We start from the raw sequence: 18,323 nt of genomic DNA, 5'->3' as shown, positions 1-18,323 counted from the left end.
AAAACGAAAGAAAAATTCAGATATTAATACTTGGCAACTAATAAGTTATATCTGATAAATAAAATCCGCGGACAAATTTACAGACACGTATAATTAAAAAGAAATCCCTCCGAGGACGGAAGGATTTCCAGTTTAGATACGCATATCAGCACCTTTTATTTTAAGAACATAGGCAAAACAGCAAAGAAATCATCTTAAAACATAGGCAAGTCAATCCTTCATTGTATCAGCCTTTAGTTGATTTTTAGATTAAAAATGAGAAATATCTATAAAACCTAACAATCTAATCTTTTTTGAATTACATTTGTCAAAAACTCAACACAAAAAGATATGAAAAGAATTTTATTAGCAACATTAATTATCACTATTTTATATGGTTGTGAAAAAGAAAAAAGTGAATCAATCAACCCAACTATAACTATAGGGAAAGTCACACATTTAGACATATCAGGTGCTAAAGCTTTATATACTACAGTTAACAATATTAGCATAATACAAACTAGAGATTTAGGAACAAACAGTTCATATGCTTTATATAAAATACTTGCAGATGGAACAAGCTCAAAAATTAAAGTACAAGATGAAAACGGAAATAACATTGAGTTTTTCAACAGCAAAATATTTCCTGCTAATGATAATTTAATCGCTTTCAACTTCGAAACATCAGAAGGTCAATACGAATACTATATAAGAAAGACCGATGGAGCAGTATTTGAAATTCCAGAATCATTTTGGGGACAATATGATCATGAGTATTATATTCCTCCCTATGACAAATTCCAATACATATATGCAACAATCAATGAAAACAACAATCGTCCCATTTATAAAATTCAAGGTAATATCAATAACAAAATTATAGCAAACAGAATATCGGATAACTATATTGTCAATCAATATGATGTAGATTATAACGGAACTGTATATTGTCGAGTGGAAAGTACTGACCACTTACTATGCATCTTATCTGATGGAACAAAAGTTATTGGCGATAGAGATAATATGCCTTCAGGATTTACTTTAAAGAAATATGAAAATGGCGGTTTACTTTATTTTGAAGATGGAAAACTTAAACAAACATTAATTAACCCTGAAACTCAAGTCATAACCCATAATATTATATACGACCCCAATACACCGAATGATATTTATTTTTCAATACTAAGAAAAGATAATATGACTGTTGCATTCAATAAAGAGAAAGTATTAGTAATAAAAAGTCCAAACAATATTATTGATTATACTTGTGCGGTTAATTCTTATACAATTTATGATATACATTGTACTGAAAATTATCTTTATTGGGAAAAAGATGGTGATATTTTCCGCCTTAATCTAACAAATGGAACAAAAGAAATGATATTTAATGGAGCCGGGAATTACATTTTTTATGATTATCCAAACATAATATACTCGAAGATATATGTGCAATCTGATGATATAGTACATTTTAGAGCTCGAAAACTTTCTACTGGTGAATTGGTTGCTGCAAAAATTGATAAAGGCATATTTAGTGAGAATACAATCAATGAATCTAATAATAGTACTATTATATCATTTATACAAATAAACTAGCTTCCATTTTCAACAACAAAAACATAGGGTATCCTCGGTAAAATACCCTATGTTTTGTTGTAACACAACATCCACTCTTTCAATTAAGCTGCCGGATCAGGAGCTTCCCTTCCGCTATTGCCACCCGGATTCCCACCACTATCTGAATCTGAATCACCATTGCTATCGCTCGCTGACACCACTTCTAATGATATATATTTTGAGATGCTCATCTTATTCAACATGGGTTCCAACTTAATTTCCGAGTAGTAAATGCAATATTAAGGTTTAATAAAGAACAAAGAACTATATAATGATTATATTCAGGATAATATCATACTTAATTTATTATGAGATTATTATAAAGAAAGTATGATCAATTATCCTGAATAAAACATCTTGTTTATTTCACATCATCCCACGCATCCGTTCGAAAAGGGAATGCAGCTAATCCAAAAGTATTACGCAATGAAATATTTCCTACATAGTTACGAAAAGCATACCGCACAGCTATCGGTTGTTCTACTTGTTCACTCCAAACTCTCACTGTGGGTGTACGGTCTATAATTTGTGCTTGAGCCGGATAAAATTTCTTATCAGCCCCTGCAATCTCAAATCCTTTCAGGTTACAGAATGCTGGTGTCAATCCGGCAGAAGCATTATCAAAAGTGACAATTGCCTTACCTTCTGAGTAATTGACTTTCGTCATCGTTGGCCCGGTAGATGGAAGTCCACAAATGTTATATGTCTTAGTTAAAGCCAGAGTAGCCAAACGAAGTCCTACTACATCTTTTTGAGGAGGATGAATACAAAACTCATCACCAATGTCGGCAGTAGAAACCATGCCGGAGTTGGGTATTATTTCAAGAGCTTTTATCTGCGCTTCTCTTAATAAAGCCGCATCCGTATCCTGACTATCTTTATACTTATGAGGAGCAATCTGAACATAATAAAAAGGCATATTCGGTGCTTCCCAAACCTCTCTCCATAACTGAACCATAGCAGTCATCATAGGAGCATAACAGTAATAGTTAAAGATATTCGACTCTCCTTGATACCAAAGGAAACCACGTGCGGTAAAGTTCCTCACAGGCCACAACATTGTATCGTACATACACCCCAAGCGATGATGCATTTTTAATTTCGAACTTCTGGCAGCCTCTATATCTACTCCATCAATAGAAGCTAATGTTTTCTCATTCATCCATGATTCTATCCGTGAACCTCCCCAGCTACTAATGACCAGCCCTACCGGAATATCGAGCACTTCTGTGACTTGTTTTGCAAAGAAATAAGCAACCGCACTACAAGTCATGACCGCTTCCGGTGCCGATACCTCCCATTTTCTCCCTTCAAAATCAATCCGTTGCTGTGCATCTTTCGTTCTCGAAACAGCAATGAAGCGGATACGGTTACGATAATTACCTGCATGCAGAATCGTCTCCAATGAACGATCAATAGGTTGTCCCGTATTTCCCATCATACGCATATCCATATTAGATTGACCGGAACAAATCCAAACCTCCCCTATCAATATGTCTGAAAGGATAACATCCTCTCCATCACTAATTGTGATGGAATAAGGAGTATAACTTGCCCCAGGAGTATCCACCTTTACCAACCAAGCTCCGTTCTTATCCGTTAATACCTGATAAGTCTGATTATTCCAGGAGGTAGTAACAGTAACTTTCTTATTATCTGCCCATCCCCACAGCTTAACACTACTATTTTGCTGGAGTATCATGTGATCTCCCATCATAGCAGGTAATTTAACCTTTCCCTGTATAAAAGATGAAAAACAGAAGCATAAAATCAAAATACTTAGAAGCTTTTTCATATTGTTCATATAAAGTTTAGCCCAGGTCTACATTAAAATTGTATCCTGGGCCAAGATTCGTTCATATCCGTTAATTCATTACCAAACTCATATCGTCAAGGAACGGCTGTTGATGTCCATTTCTTCTCCAAACAATATATACATCTGTCTTATCGGCAGGCATAGTGAAAGTATAAGAAACTTTCTTATGCTCATCAGAACTGCTTAAAACTCCATCGGAAGCCGCAACAAATCCAAAAGTAACTTCCGGAGCCAATGGATTAGATAATGTCGGTATGTCTGTTTCATTGATCACCGCACCAAGCCTGATATTTCCGGTTTGAGGCATTTCCGCCGCTGAAGGAGTCTTAAACCAGAAAGAGAATGTATAAGACTTACCCGGAGTTAATCCTTTCACCTTTCTCCATAACCAGTCTAAAGAACTGCCCGTTTCGTTTTCACGCATACGTACAAATAAATAAGATGATCCGGTGTGAGGTATAGGCGAGTTTGCAGCAACCCGGACGGCAGTGGCACTTGCTCCAAATTTACCAATCCCCTGACTGTCCGATCCGCCCCATTCTCCAAGAGCCGGCCAATATTTGTTGGTAGTAATTCTCTCAAAGCTGTAATCTTCTTCAGGAGTATCCAATAAGTTCACTCCCCCCATTGCTTCAGTTTGCTGAACAATATCTACACTTTTAGTGATACCCTGAGCAGTAATAGTAACCTTTCCTTCCCGGATCACATCATCCCCATTCTTTTCCACTACAAAATTCAAGGTTCCATCCTCCAAGCCCGAAGTTTCACTGGTAAAACTAATCCACTCTACATCGGTTGAAGCCTCCCAATCGACATTACAAACGAAAGATATTGAGTTCCTTCCACCCTCAAAATCCAGTTTGATAGGACTTTTGGTAGTGATGTTTAACTGTGGCGTAGAAGTATCTCTGTATTTCTGATGGATATTCAATCTTTTTTCCAACTCACCAGCCACTATCTTAATCACACCAATTCTATCCGCCCCCTCATCATTTTTAGTAACCTTTGCATTTATGGTAGCACTCTGACTGCCCGCCTTAGTGTCCAAAGTGATCCAAGTGGCATCTGTTGATACCTGCCAGTCCAAGTTACAAAGGAATTCTACCGGTATAGTTCCCCCATAAGTACTAAGAGCTTCAATATCTTCCGTTACGATATAAAGAGTCGGTTTGTTCTGTATTTCATCATCATCGTCACATGATTGCAAAACTCCGGCAGACACTCCGAACAGCCCGATACCTATCATTATCATAAATGACTTTATCCAATGGTCTGAAATATATTTTCTCATAATCTATCACTTTTGAATTATTCGTTAATTTCTGCTGAAAGAAGCCGGGTATATCCCAATAAGTCCATATATGACGACTCTCTGTTGAATGTACCCGAATTTATCAATTGCCTGATGGGTTCACTATCCGGATAATATCGCAACCCCATTTCATACATACCCGGATTATCACCGGCTTTTGTCATACGTTCCGTTTCACCACAATAATATCCTGACTTTATACATGAATCCATAGACCGGTAGAAATCACTGTAATACTCAAAACAGTAACGTAAATTCTCTCCGGTCGGAGCTGTATATGCAAACAAATCCAACCCATTATTATAACACATACGAGCAGTTGTAGACAATAATGTGAGTGTGAGATGCGTATATTGTAATCCTTTTAATGGTCCTGTGTCGTGACGGTAACGGTCATAAATTTCTCCCTTCACAGGAGGAGCCGAACCAGCTTTTTCTCTTGAACACGGAGTATCGCCATCCATCAATATACAGCCGCTTAACAACTCTTTTACATCCCTTGGATTTGCAGGAGAATCGATAGCAAACTGAACCAATTCATCATTATCTGTAGCCAGTCCAAGCATCAGTATTCCCATTGAATGGGCTACAAGATGATTCTGATAATATTGCTTATTAAAGTAATCGTTATCTTCCCACAAATTGATACTAATCATCCCTTCCCTATATAACACCTGAAACCAATCTGTTATATTCTTCTTTGTCTCATCACTCATGATATTCTCCGAAATCAGCATGTCATAAGCACAAACCATTGGATACATACCTCTGGTAAGATACATCGCACTACCCGCATCAGCCACATAACTAATGTCTTTACACGCTTTCGCCCAAACCTCTATTATTTCAATTGATTTCCGGGCATATTTTTTATCTCCTGTAAACCAGTATGCCAAAGCCAGATCGCGGGAGTTTGATCCGGGAACATAACTCTCTTCAATAAACTTTGTAGGATCTTGTCCCGTATAAGGAGCCGCCGTATAAGTCAGTGCATTATTACAGCGCTTCATCAGATTGTTGTAAGTCGTTGTTATACTTGCCGAACTGTTGCCTTCAACCATTTGTTTTATATTCAACAATTCCTCTTTGGTATAAAGGATAGAAGGGTGTTTATATTCTATATCAATCGTTTTTACAGATTGCCTGATCTCTATTATCTTTATGTTACCTCCACAAGTAATAGAGAGCTTTCCTGTACGATCCCCTCCAGATGTATTTTTCTCTATATGAATCTTTATGATTGCATTGCCGCTACCCTCTGTCGGCCCCCCAAATGTTATCCACGACACATCTGATGAAATTGTCCAGTTATCGTAGCAAATGAACTTAATCAGTTCTTCCCCGCCACCATATCCAATATTAACAGCATCATCTGAAACTAAAGCTATTTCCGTATTCTTCGCATTATCATTACACGCCATAAGCATCTGTGCTAACAACAGCAAAGTCAGGATGATCGAATGTTTATATTCTAATTTCATATTAATTTCGTTTAATAGTTAATGTTCTTATTCCATATAAAAAACTTCTTCCAATGGAATACTGACAGGTGAATTATCCGGATTAACTGCCATGATATCTGCCATATAGTCCCACCATTTTTTCACGATTTCATTATCGCCCATATCTTGCGAGCCTGCACCATCATTCTTCTGCACAGCATACAACACATTCGTTTCCTTATCCCAGAATATAGAATAATCGGACACTCCGTTCGCTTTCAAAAGCTTTACCAATTCAGGCCATATTTCGCTATGCCGCTTTTGATATTCTTTTTCAAAACCGGGTTTCAGATACATTTTAAAAGCTTCTCTTTTCATTGTTCACCTCCATTTGTTTACTAAGTACATACAAAAAACAGACAAGTTACCATCCCGGATTATTAGGTTTCAGAGCCGGATTCCGCTGAATTTCTTCACTTGGGATCGGCCATAGATAATCTCTTTCCGTAAACTTACGGGTAAAGCGAATCTCTCCGGTAAAGTCTTTCTCCTGACGATTATTCAGATATTGCACAGCCACCCCCCAACGTCTTAAATCACTAAAACGGTGTCCTTCACCAACAAGTTCCACAGCCCGCTCGTGCATAATACGTTCGAACATATCCTCTTTATCTGAAACCTGTAACCAGACCGGTCCACTATTTAATGCCGGCATACTCGTTGACTGTCTTTTTCTTACCTTATTCAGTTCAGCGACAGCCTTGTCCAATTGGTTATCTTCATTATAAGCTTCAGCCAGCATCAATAACACATCTGCAAAACGAATGATAGGGAAGTTGATAGGAGTGTGATTACGATTGGTGATGGCACCACCCATATCTTCAATCGGAACAAACTTCCGGTAGAAATACACATTCCATCCTCTGTCATTCTGAATAAAACCATTGGCCACCGTAGTACCTGCCGCAATCGCATACAATTGCTTTTTAGCCCCTGTTCCCACTATATAGCCATTATAATAAGAGTAAGGAACAATCAATGATTGCATCATTCTCGGATCTCTCCCTCTGTAAATCTCACCTAATAAAGTGGTATCAGGGATTGCTTCCAATTTCTGTTTGGTCGAATTCAAGGTTGCCTGAAACGCTTTTTTCTTCACAGCATCACTTTCATTATATCCGGGAATATAATTATTCCAGTTAAACTTCTGTCCATCCTTCTCTTCATACATATCCGCTAAAGTTACCGACGGCATACAAGTAGCACGGCCACCACCATAAGAGCCGCGTGTTCCATACAAAGTACAAAGCGGCATACCATACAAATTGTCAGTAGTACCCTTATTTTGAATGGCAAATACCGTTTCATTATCATTAGGAACCGGTCCTGCCGAAGTGAACAAAGTCAGATAATCGGGATACAATTGATAACCATACTGATTAGTTTTGTTATATACAATTTCCTCAAAATCAGCAATCGCTTCAGACCAATTCTTTGTATACAGATGCGCCTTTCCACGTAATGCATAAGCCGCTCCCTTTGTCGCCCTTCCATAATCGGATACCGCCCATTTGAGAGGAAGGTTTGCAATTGCAAAAGTCAGATCTTTAATAATGAAATTCCAAACCTCCTCTCTTGAATTACGAGGCAATAACATTTCATTGAAAGATTCGGAAACTTCCCAACTCTCATCATAGATAGGCACTCCGCCAAAAAAATCAGCTAAATGAAAATAATACAAAGCCCGCAGAAAATGAGCTTCTCCCAAGACATTATTTTTCACCTGATCGTCAATTGACATGCTTGATACATTCTTAATAACGGTATTGGCACGCTGCACACCATCATAAGTGTCTTGCCAGTTTTGCACCAGGAAATCATATGCACCGTTATATGTACCCTGTTCAACAGGTCCACCCGGTCCGTGACCTATATCCGAGTAAGTGTCGAAAAGAGGCATATAACCATAAGCACCGTAATCTTTCAGTTGGGCATATACCCCCATAACTCCCGATTTGGCATCGGCTTCCGTTTTCCAATAGTTATTTTGAGCGACCTTATCATACGGAGCCACATCCAGATCATAACAACCGCTGAATCCCAGTGTCACTACAACCGCTACCATAATATAATTGACTGTTTTCATAATCGTATTTTTTAAAAGACTACATTTACACCTACCGTTATCTGCTTCATCGTCGGATAAGTTGTACCACTTATCTCCGGATCAATCCCTTTATAGGAAGTAAAGGTTAACATATTCTCCAAACTTGTGTATAGTCGAAGTTGGGATATATCCAGCTTTTGAAGAAGTTTCTTAGGAATCTTGTATCCTATCTGAACGTTCTTTAATCGTAAATATGACTTATTCTGAACCCAAAAATCACTCGGTTGAGCATTTAACGTATTCAAACCGGTCAGCAATCTGGGATAAGTAGCATTTGTACGCCCTTCCCGCCAGGCACCTTCGGCTATTTCTTTGTTGATTACATCTCCATAATTAATATATCCCATATAAAATTTATCCTGCCAATATACTTGCAAACCAGCATTTCCCTGGAACAAACAAGAGAAGTCGAACCCATTCCATTCTGCCCCTAATGAGAAGCCATACGTCAAACGGGGAGCAAGTCCATGCCCTACTGCATATTTATCATTATCGTCGATGACACCGTCACCATTCAAATCTTTATATAAGAAATCACCTTTCTTCGGAGTTCCATAAGAAGCAAATGGGTTAACACGTTGTCCGGTGGTAGGATCGAGCGGTGCGTCTTTAATCATCTTTTCAACAAACAACATGTCTTCGTCCGTTTGAAGAATCCGGTCTACCGCCAATACATATTGAATATTGATAGGATAGCCTTCTTGAATCATGTTCGTCCCCGAAATCGACCTTTCCTCTCCTTTAAACCGGGTTACTTCATTGTCTATGAAAGTAAAATTACCACCCACAAAATAGTTTACTTTACCAATCCTATGATTCCACTTCAGATTCATTTCCACACCTCTATTCCGCACTCTTGCTGCATTTTGAGTAGGGATAGACGCATTACCAACAAGCAATGGTGCTGGTAAATCGATAAGAATATCATGCGTATCTTTATTAAAAAGTTCTATTGTTCCATCCAGCTTTGAACCAAAAAGACTGAAGTCTAGTCCGATATTGGTGACATAGGTCGTTTCCCATGAAACCATTGCATTAGCCAGCTGTATCTGTGCCAATCCCGGCACAACAGAGTTTCCTAAAACATAATTATCTTTATTGTACACAGACTGGTATTCATAATTATCTACCACATTATTACCCAATGCACCCCATGAGAGCCTCAACTTCAACATATCCAGCCATTTAATTGACTTCATAAAGTTCTCTTCCGACATACGCCATCCCAAGGAGAAAGAAGGGAACGTCCCCCATCGATGATCCTTATGGAAGCGGGAAGAACCGTCCCGGCGAATATTCCCTTCAAACAGATATTTGTCCGCCCATGACAGGTTTATTCGTCCGAAATAAGAACGCATCACCCAGTCTGTTGCAGCCCCACTTGTTTCAGAATCTCCGGTAGCACCATTAATAACAGACAAATTATCTGCAAGAAGATCATATCTCTTCGCCTCAAACCATTTTACATTATCCTTTTCCTGACTAGCTCCCACCAATATACCTACATCCAACTTATCAAAAAATGTCTTCTGATAACGAGCTACCACATCAGCTACGTGATGCGTATTAGTCCAATTCTTATTCCTTACAAACGTTCTACCAGCTGCCATCTGGGTTATTGTGTTAGATTGAAAACTCCAACGGTCAGCATAAACCGGAGTCTCTTCCTCTTGCGAATTATTACGGCGATACGTGTAAGATGCTTCTATATTTAAACCTTTGAAAACCTTTATATTCGTCCAAAAGCGGGAAGTGAAGTTATTAACTTCAATATCTCCTTGATACATATTCAGATGATAGAGAGGACTTTGCACTTGCTGATTCTCTTCCAGATTCTCGGCAGATCCATACCTGCCATCCGGATGCCGGTAAACAATACCGGGGCTGGAGATGTTACTAAAAAGCGAACTCATGTATTTGGAACCCATCTCGGCATTTGATTTCAGACCGCTAATATTCATTCCCATTGTAATCCAAGGCTTTAGTTCGGCATTCACATTCAAACGGGCGGTAAATCTTTCATAAGCCGAATTCTCCACAATACCCGGATTGTTCAGATAAGCTACAGATCCAAATGCTTTCAGTTTTTGGTTTCCGACAGAGAATGATAAATTATGATTAGTAGACACCCCTGTTGAAAAAACTTCATCCTCCCACTTTGTATTCGGATACAAGTAAGGTTCATTGGGGTGAACTCTCCATTCCGCTATTTTCCGTTCCGAATATACCGGCATTGCTGTCGGGTCAACATTATAAGCCGCTTCGTTATAGTACTCCATATAATCGGCATAGTTGTATACAGTTTCAATTGTATTCGAAGGTTTCTGGAAAGAAACATACCCATTATAGGAAATCGACGCTTTGCCTTCCGAGCCTTTCTTGGTCGTTATCAAGATAACCCCATTGGCGGCTCTTGAACCATAGATAGCAGAAGATGACGCATCTTTCAGTACAGAAACAGATTCTACATCCTGTGGGTTAACCTCATTTATATTTCCTTCTGCTCCATCAATAATAATCAATGGTGAAGAATTATTCAGAGTTCCCTGTCCCCTGATAAGCAAGGTAGCTCCATCGTTATTAGGACGGGCTGATCCCTGATTGACATACAGTCCCGAACTTAATCCTGCCAATCCGGTTGAAAGACTGGTCATCGGGCGGCTTTCAGCCTGTTCAGTCAGGTTCACCGTAGATACCGAGCCTGTCAAATTCACTTTTTTCTGGGTAGCGTATCCTACTACCACCACTTCTTCCAATGTTTTCCCATCCTCAACCAAAGTGATAGTCGCTCCATTAGCCTTTGATGCAATCATTTCCTGAGAAGTATATCCCATATAAGAGATGACAAGTATATCTTTTGCCTGAACCTTGACAGAAAACCGCCCCTCTATATTAGTAATGGTCCCTGTTTGCTTCCCTTTTACCTGAACGGTAGCTCCAATCAGGGGCTCATTGTTCACATCTACGACTTTACCGCTTATGTTTAACGGATCTTGCGCCCACAGATCTCCTATCGGGATCATGAGCATGAACATAATCACATATAATGAATATATTCCTTTACTGATGTTTCTCTGTTTCATAGATATTAATTATTAAAGATTATTTTATTCAATACAGCGTCCGTGAGTCAGAATCACCGGACCTAACAAATGCAGGTTATGAGCTGTACGATCATTGGTATGCAAAACCTCATTAAAGATTTTCTCCTCCGGATAACGGACATGCCCTACCTCCCACAATGTAAATACTGATTGATCGTTGTAGTTAATCCAAGAGTCTTCACCTGTATAAAATCCTCCCTTAATAGAAGCATCTTTAGTGATATAAAAATCAGCATAGAAGAGCAAAGGTAATTTAATACTCTCACCGGTAGGAGCTACATAATGATGAAGATCCAGACCGTTCAAACGTCCCATCTCTGCTGCTATCATTAGCAAATTAGTCGACAATCCCGCATACTGTAAAGCTCTGTTCGGCTTTGTAGTCTGTCCGTAATGAGTCAATGCAAAATGTCTGTAACGATCCATAATCTCTCCATCCTGTGTTGACCATGAGCCGGGCTCACCACAGTAAGGCGGTTGTCCTTTCATCAAAATGATACCCTCAATTACCTTCTTTATATTATGTGGATTTGTTTCTCCGTCATATACATAATTCACCAACTCATTATCACGTAAAATAATGCCAATAGACATCAACCCCACAACTTCTGCAACTATATGATTCTGAAAATATTGTTTTCCAAAGTAGTCATTCTCCACCCAGCGTTTCACGCCTTCTTCTATATGAGGAAGCAATATCCGGAGCCATGCCTCAAATTGTTTCTGCTTACTTTTTCCTATCAAGTTATCCGCGCAAAGCAAATCATAGGCATAAAGGAATGCAAATACGCCACGTGAAACCAACATACCGGTATTAGGATAGAATTTATCCGGATCGAAATAAGTGCCCGGAGCATTTTTAGGAGAAGACCATTCATTGATTATTTCAATGGCTTTGTGCGCATAACGTTTATCTTTAGTGATCTGATAGCCTATTGCCAAATCTCTTGCAGCCGACCCGTCACGTATGGCGGCTTTATAGAAAGACATACTGGCATCTCCCCGATATACATTCGGTTTCCATTTCTCATCTGCATAACCGTCTATCTCACTTTCCAGTTTTTTCCAAGCTGTTTTCCAAGGCTCAATGCCCGAAAGAGCATTTCCCCGCATCAACTCAATGTCCGTACTCGACAGAATCAGGCGGGGATGTTCCGCTTTAATTCTAACCGGTTGGTTTTGAGAAAGTGACTTGCCTGCGATGAGAGCCATCAAAAACAGTAACAACGATACCTTCATCAACTTGTTTTTCATATAGTAATGATTTTAGTTAGTAACTCTATTCTTTCAAGTGCATAGCTCTATACCTCATTAATGCTTCTACAAAATAATAATCTGCATAAGTCAGGGGGACATCCACTTCGCTATTCTGTGGTAAAAAGCCTACGCTGTGTTTAAGTATGAAATTGCAGTTTTCTCCCGGCTTTGCCAGATACTCATCCGAAGCCAATGTTCTAAGCTGTGTTTCGGCAACAGTGATATATCCTTGTCCGGTTACCTTGTCTACATAACCCGACAATTCCAGTAAAGCAGAAGCCATAATGGCAGCAGCTGAAGCATCTCTCAAGGCATCCGGAACTTTTGGATCGTCAAAGTCCCAATAAGGAATCTTATCCTGAGGCATCTTCGGATGATTAAGAAGGAAGCTGGCAATATGCTTTGCCTGTTCCAGATAACGTGGTTGTTTCGTTTCCCGATACATCATAGTATATCCATACAATGCCCAAGACTGTCCCCTGCTCCATACCGATTCGTCACTATACCCTTGCCATGTACATTTCTGAAGTGCATGGCCGCTAATTGTATCATAATTCACCACGTGATAACAACTATAATCCGGTCTGAAATGATTCTCCATTGTTTTATCAGCATGAGAAATTGCCATATCATAGAAACGTTTATCACCAGAGAACTCCGTTGCCCGACAAAGTAATTCAAGGTTCATCATATTGTCAATGATTACAGGAAACTGCCAATGCAAAGTGCCCGGATGACTCCATGAACGTGTGCATCCTACAGCAGAACGGTAACGCGTAGATAATGACCGGGCTGTAGTAGTGATTATATCCCGGCAGGAAGTATCGCCCAATAGCCGGTATTTATTTCCGAAAGAACAGTTTATCATAAAACCGACATCATGATTATCTTTATTATACTTCTGGATCTCGACTCTATCACTCATCTTGGAAGCCATCTCCTTGAGCTGCTCATCTCCGGTATATTCATACAAATACCAAAGAGTCCCGGGATAAAAGCCACTCGTCCAGAAATAAGAATCCGAGGTTTCAAGCGCGCCATTCTTATCTATCGAACGGGGTAACATCTCCGGAATAGAATCCATGACAGAGTACATATACTTATATTGTTCTACCGCCCGGTTCAGGGCATCATCGACCATGCGTTCCATAGAAGGTTCCAAGGTTTTCGCACATCCTGATACCATCAATGAGAGCAGACATATCGCCACATAATTTTTCATATTTTCTTTGCTTATAATTTGAGATATATTAAAAATTTAAAGATCCATGCAAAGGTTTTCTCCCGATAGCAAGAGCAAAAGTAGGAGATTACGGGAAGCAGCATTGGATAAAAAAGTTCCAAAGGTTCCATAATTTTGTTCATATCCCTATTACAAACCGTTTTTTGTTTCATTATCTCAAAAAATAACGATACATTTGTGATTATCGAACCTGCTATCAGATATAAGATATATAATAATAGTCCCCCATTATATGAATCCCTAAGATTAATACCAAAACTAAATATAAGAAGTTTTGGAAACAATAGAAACTTAATTAACGCTTTTAATATATGCCTGAACATAACAGACTAGTCGCTATTATATTTATGCTGGTTTCATGCGTCTCATCCATCACTGGATTCGAGACGGTAAACTTCCAGCATTTATCACTCAATTCCATGTTTCCCCAAATTACGATTAACGGACTTTATCAGGATGAATCGGGTATCTTATGGATTGGAACTAAAGACGGTGTGAAGAAATATAATGGAAATTATATTGAGTCAGTCAACTTCATGGGAATAAACAACTGGATACAGTCCAACCTTGTTCCGACAATCTGTGGAGACAAGAAAGGGCACCTATATGTCAATACGGATTACAGCATCATTGAATATGACCTGATAAAAGAGGAAAGCCGTATCATATTCAGCCAGCCAAACACACAGATATTGCCGTCCATTGCCTTCAATTATGGTACCAACTCATTATGGATCGGTTTATTGGATAGTGTCTATAATTATAAAGAAGGTATATGCCAGGCCAAATACAAAATTGATGGCAACAACCTAAGCATCTCATCGCTGAAAGAAACGTCCGGCAAATTATTATATATCGGCACCAAACATGACGGGGTATTTACTATTGATCTATCAGGCAGGCAACAGAAAGTACTGACTACCCGCAGTGAAATTATATCGATAAACGAAGATAGCCGGAACAACATCTGGGTGAGCACCCTGAATGAAGGATTATTCAAACTAACTCCATCGGGCGACGTTATCCAATACACGGAAGCTACCTTAGCCAGCAATTATGTAAGAACAGTATGTGAAGATAATAACGGAAATATCTGGATAGGAACCATGTTAGGATTGAATGTTATCAACTCGCAAACAGGTGATATCAGTTTTTATGGTCTGGAAAAAGAGGGTAGTGCGGGACTAAGCAACCTCTCTGTCTGGATTATTATGAAAGACGATCAAGGCACAATGTGGTTCGGTACCTACTATGGAGGCTTGGATTACTACAATCCGCATACTGACATCTTTGAATATAATAATCTGAAACTGGGGCACGCCGGTATCGGACCCGTAATCAGCAAGATTATAGAAGACAAGACAGGACGGCTATGGATCAGTACAGAAGGAGACGGGTTGGTATCCTATCTACCCGAGACAGATTCATATACATACTATACGAAAGAGAACAATACAATATCCCACAATAATATCAAGACCTTATATTATGATGATACATCCAGTACAGTATGGATTGGGACTCATCTCGGCGGACTTTGCAGTTACTCGATTGATAAAAAAGAATTCAAACATTTCACTATCGACCCGTCCGACCATACGAAACGGTCGGAAATAGTTCAGGCTATCATCCGTCATAAAGATATCTTATATCTGGGTACGCTTTCGGGGGTATATTATATGAACCTGGAAGATTACAGCATTCAAAAGCTACACCTTCTCGACAAATACATCTATGCTGTAAACTCATTGATGATAGACAAGCAGGACAACTTGTGGATTGGAGGGAATAACCTGTGCTATTACAGTATCAAACAGAATTATGTACGCAGTCTTGACAAATATCTTGCTAAAATCACCGCTTCTTCTAAGAATACCATTACGTCTCTTATTCAGGATAATAGCAATCGTATCATAGCCACCACATTAGGTGCAGGTATTCTTATTTATCATCCTACTCAAGATAGGCTCGAACAAATAAACTGCAAAAACAGTAACCTCGATAGTGATTATCTAAGTGCCGTTTATCCTCTGTCCGATCATCAACTTTTGGTCACCAGTGCAAACGGCTTATCCTATATCGATCTCAAAACAAAAAGAAGCTATAATTATAAATCACAAAACAAATTCGTCTTGCCGTCGATGATTCCGGGTGACATAATGAAAAGCAGTGATAGCCGTATCATCATGGGAGGAATAAACGGCCTTGCCATGATTTCTGAAAATAATTTGTTTCCAGAAAGTCTACCCACTAAAATGTTCTTTTCCAAACTATTTGTTAATAACAAAGAAGTGTCGGCAAATGATTCTTCTCGGATATTGCCTCGTTCTCTTTTTGCAACAGATCATATCAAATTGAAACATTATGAGAATAATATATCTGTCGAAATCGGAATCAATGACTTCGTAAATCTCGGACAATCCAAATATCAATATAAACTGGATGGGTATAACAATAGCTGGATTGAATTTCATCCCCAAAAATCAATCAACTACATGAACTTACCTTATGGAGACTATAAGTTAAAAGTAAGAAACATTTCCTTTAAAGATGAAACCGAACTTAATGAAATCAGTCTGGGGATCACGATTATCCCTCCTGTTTATGCCACCTGGTACGCTTATCTATTATATACGTTGCTAATATTAGCCATCATTATCAGCATTGCCTATTTCTACCGATCCAAGTTATTGTTAAGAAATTCACTGGAACTTGAAAGACGGGATAAACTACAAAAAGACGCGATAAATGAGTCCAAAATGCGTTTCCTCGGGAATATATCACATGAGTTAAAAACACCGATCGCATTAATATCCGGACAACTGGAACTTATTCTTATGTCAAATTACTCATTGTCTACTATCCAGAACAGCTTGCGTGAGGTACATAACAGGGCTGCCAAAATGGGTACTTTAATCAATGAACTACTCGACTTCTTGAAATACAACAAAGAAAATTTCACGTTAACAGTCAAACAGCAGGATATAATTCTATTCACGCAGGAAATATATGATTCGTTCGTTAGCTATGCCGAACTAAAGAATATTCATTTCAATTTTGTGTTCGACCAAAAAAGCCAGTGCACGTGGTTTGATGAAGTACAACTACAAAAGGTTTTCAATAACATTCTATCGAATGCTTTCAAATTCACTCCGGAAAATGGAACAGTCGAGATCAAAATAACGACTTCTGCGTCTTCCGTAATTATAACATTTAATGATTCCGGCATTGGGATACCTAAAGACATGACAGAACGAATCTTTGAACGTTTCTTTCAAGTAAACAACTCTGTAAACAGCGAACTATCCAACACCGGAACAGGGATAGGCTTATCACTGTCACTCAATATTGTAAAGGCACATCATGGACAAATAACGGTTGAAAGTGAAGTAGGAAAAGGTAGTTCATTCATTGTCGAATTACCAATCGGTAATGAGCACTTTAAAGAAGATAAGAATATCACCATCATAGAGAATGAAAAGAACACAGGGATAATCAATAACCCGATTAGTATAGAGAATGAAGAAGAGAGCTTGGAAAATCTGGAAGATTTCATCATACAGCAAAAGAAGGATTTCGATCATTCATCGACTTTACTTATCGTTGAGGATGACGATGAATTGAGGAAATTACTCATAGAGATATTTGAGCCCATTTTTGAAATCTATGAAGCAAAGAATGGTGAAGATGCATTCAAAATCGCACAGCTCAATTCACCGGATCTTATTTTATCAGATGTGATGATGCCCGGCATCTCCGGTATAAATCTATGTGCGAGGATAAAGTCTCATTTTGACACTAGCCATATTCCGGTCATTCTGCTCACGGCACTTAGTAGTGTGGAACACAATATTAAAGGACTCAATTGTGGAGCCGATGATTATATCACCAAACCATTTAATATCAGAATTCTGATCGCAAAATGCATTAACCTACTAAATAACAGACGAAAATTACAGGAACGATACAAAACTTTAGAAAACAGTAGTGCAGAGCAACTGACCAGCAATAAGCTCGACCAAGATTTCATCGATCATATAATAAGAATTGTACAAACCAAGTTGGAAGAAGGAAACGGAGATATTAACGTCACCCTGTTATGTTCAGAATTAGGACTAAGCCGGACAAAGCTATTCCTGAAAATGAAAAAGATAACAGGGGAATCTCCTCATTATTTTATTCAAAATATAAAACTGAAAACTGCTGCAAAAATGCTTCGGGAAAATGAAGAATATAACATTAGCGACATCAGTTTCCAGCTGGGGTTCAGCTCATTAAACTATTTTGGAAAAAGCTTTAAGGAGTATTTCGGAATGTCTCCTACTGCCTATCGTAAGTTTCACCAAGAACAAAAAGATAATCACTCAATATAGTAATATGGATGCG

General features: G+C 38.7%; 11 protein-coding genes. 2 read left to right on the top strand and 9 right to left on the bottom strand.

The genetic code is table 11. The annotated features are described in order from the left end of the window. Window positions 1-330 precede the first annotated feature (330 nt). Complete coding sequence (locus tag N5O98_RS05340) at window positions 331-1,575, top strand: hypothetical protein (protein WP_004307770.1); 1,245 nt, start codon at window positions 331-333, stop codon at window positions 1,573-1,575. 83 nt (window positions 1,576-1,658) lie between these two features. On the opposite strand, the gene N5O98_RS05335 is transcribed toward N5O98_RS05340, so the two are convergent. The 9 genes from N5O98_RS05335 to N5O98_RS05295 form a co-directional block, all read right to left on the bottom strand. Next, the gene (locus tag N5O98_RS05335; RefSeq protein ID WP_256387961.1) at window positions 1,659-1,787 is read right to left on the bottom strand and encodes a hypothetical protein; all 129 of its coding nucleotides are present in this window, start codon (window positions 1,785-1,787) and stop codon (window positions 1,659-1,661) included. Window positions 1,788-1,957: 170 nt separating this feature from the next. Then, complete coding sequence (locus tag N5O98_RS05330; protein ID WP_032845740.1) at window positions 1,958-3,391, bottom strand: sialate O-acetylesterase; 1,434 nt, start codon at window positions 3,389-3,391, stop codon at window positions 1,958-1,960. Window positions 3,392-3,461: 70 nt separating this feature from the next. Then, entirely contained in the window at window positions 3,462-4,703 is a 1,242-nt protein-coding gene (locus tag N5O98_RS05325; RefSeq protein ID WP_004307768.1) for a BACON domain-containing protein, read from the bottom strand. Between the two features lie 17 nt (window positions 4,704-4,720). Continuing rightward, on the bottom strand, window positions 4,721-6,205 hold the full coding sequence (locus N5O98_RS05320; protein WP_004307767.1) for an alginate lyase family protein: 1,485 nt from the start codon (window positions 6,203-6,205) through the stop codon (window positions 4,721-4,723). Window positions 6,206-6,232: 27 nt separating this feature from the next. Continuing rightward, a complete protein-coding gene (rhaM, locus tag N5O98_RS05315) occupies window positions 6,233-6,544 on the bottom strand; it encodes an L-rhamnose mutarotase (protein ID WP_004307766.1) in 312 nt (103 codons plus the stop codon). Window positions 6,545-6,590: 46 nt separating this feature from the next. Continuing rightward, window positions 6,591-8,312 carry a RagB/SusD family nutrient uptake outer membrane protein gene (locus tag N5O98_RS05310; RefSeq protein WP_004307765.1) on the bottom strand — a complete coding sequence of 574 codons (1,722 nt, stop codon included), beginning with the start codon at window positions 8,310-8,312 and terminating at the stop codon, window positions 6,591-6,593. Between the two features lie 11 nt (window positions 8,313-8,323). Then, entirely contained in the window at window positions 8,324-11,416 is a 3,093-nt protein-coding gene (locus N5O98_RS05305) for a SusC/RagA family TonB-linked outer membrane protein (RefSeq protein ID WP_004307764.1), read from the bottom strand. Between the two features lie 24 nt (window positions 11,417-11,440). Further along, on the bottom strand, window positions 11,441-12,691 hold the full coding sequence (locus tag N5O98_RS05300) for an alginate lyase family protein (protein ID WP_004307763.1): 1,251 nt from the start codon (window positions 12,689-12,691) through the stop codon (window positions 11,441-11,443). A gap of 25 nt (window positions 12,692-12,716) precedes the next feature. Then, window positions 12,717-13,916: a glycoside hydrolase family 88 protein gene (locus N5O98_RS05295; protein WP_032855756.1), complete on the bottom strand. Its 1,200-nt coding sequence runs from the start codon at window positions 13,914-13,916 to the stop codon at window positions 12,717-12,719. Window positions 13,917-14,248: 332 nt separating this feature from the next. Between N5O98_RS05295 and N5O98_RS05290 the strand changes: the two genes are divergently transcribed. Then, window positions 14,249-18,310, top strand: a complete 4,062-nt coding sequence (locus tag N5O98_RS05290; RefSeq protein WP_032855755.1) for a hybrid sensor histidine kinase/response regulator transcription factor — start codon at window positions 14,249-14,251, stop codon at window positions 18,308-18,310. Window positions 18,311-18,323: the final 13 nt, after the last annotated feature.

This window comes from Bacteroides sp. LFL-34 (genome assembly GCF_027257075.1).
Classification (GTDB): domain Bacteria; phylum Bacteroidota; class Bacteroidia; order Bacteroidales; family Bacteroidaceae; genus Bacteroides; species Bacteroides ovatus.
The sequence above is the reverse complement of the archived record's forward strand: the minus strand, read 5'-3'. Positions and strand labels throughout refer to the sequence as shown.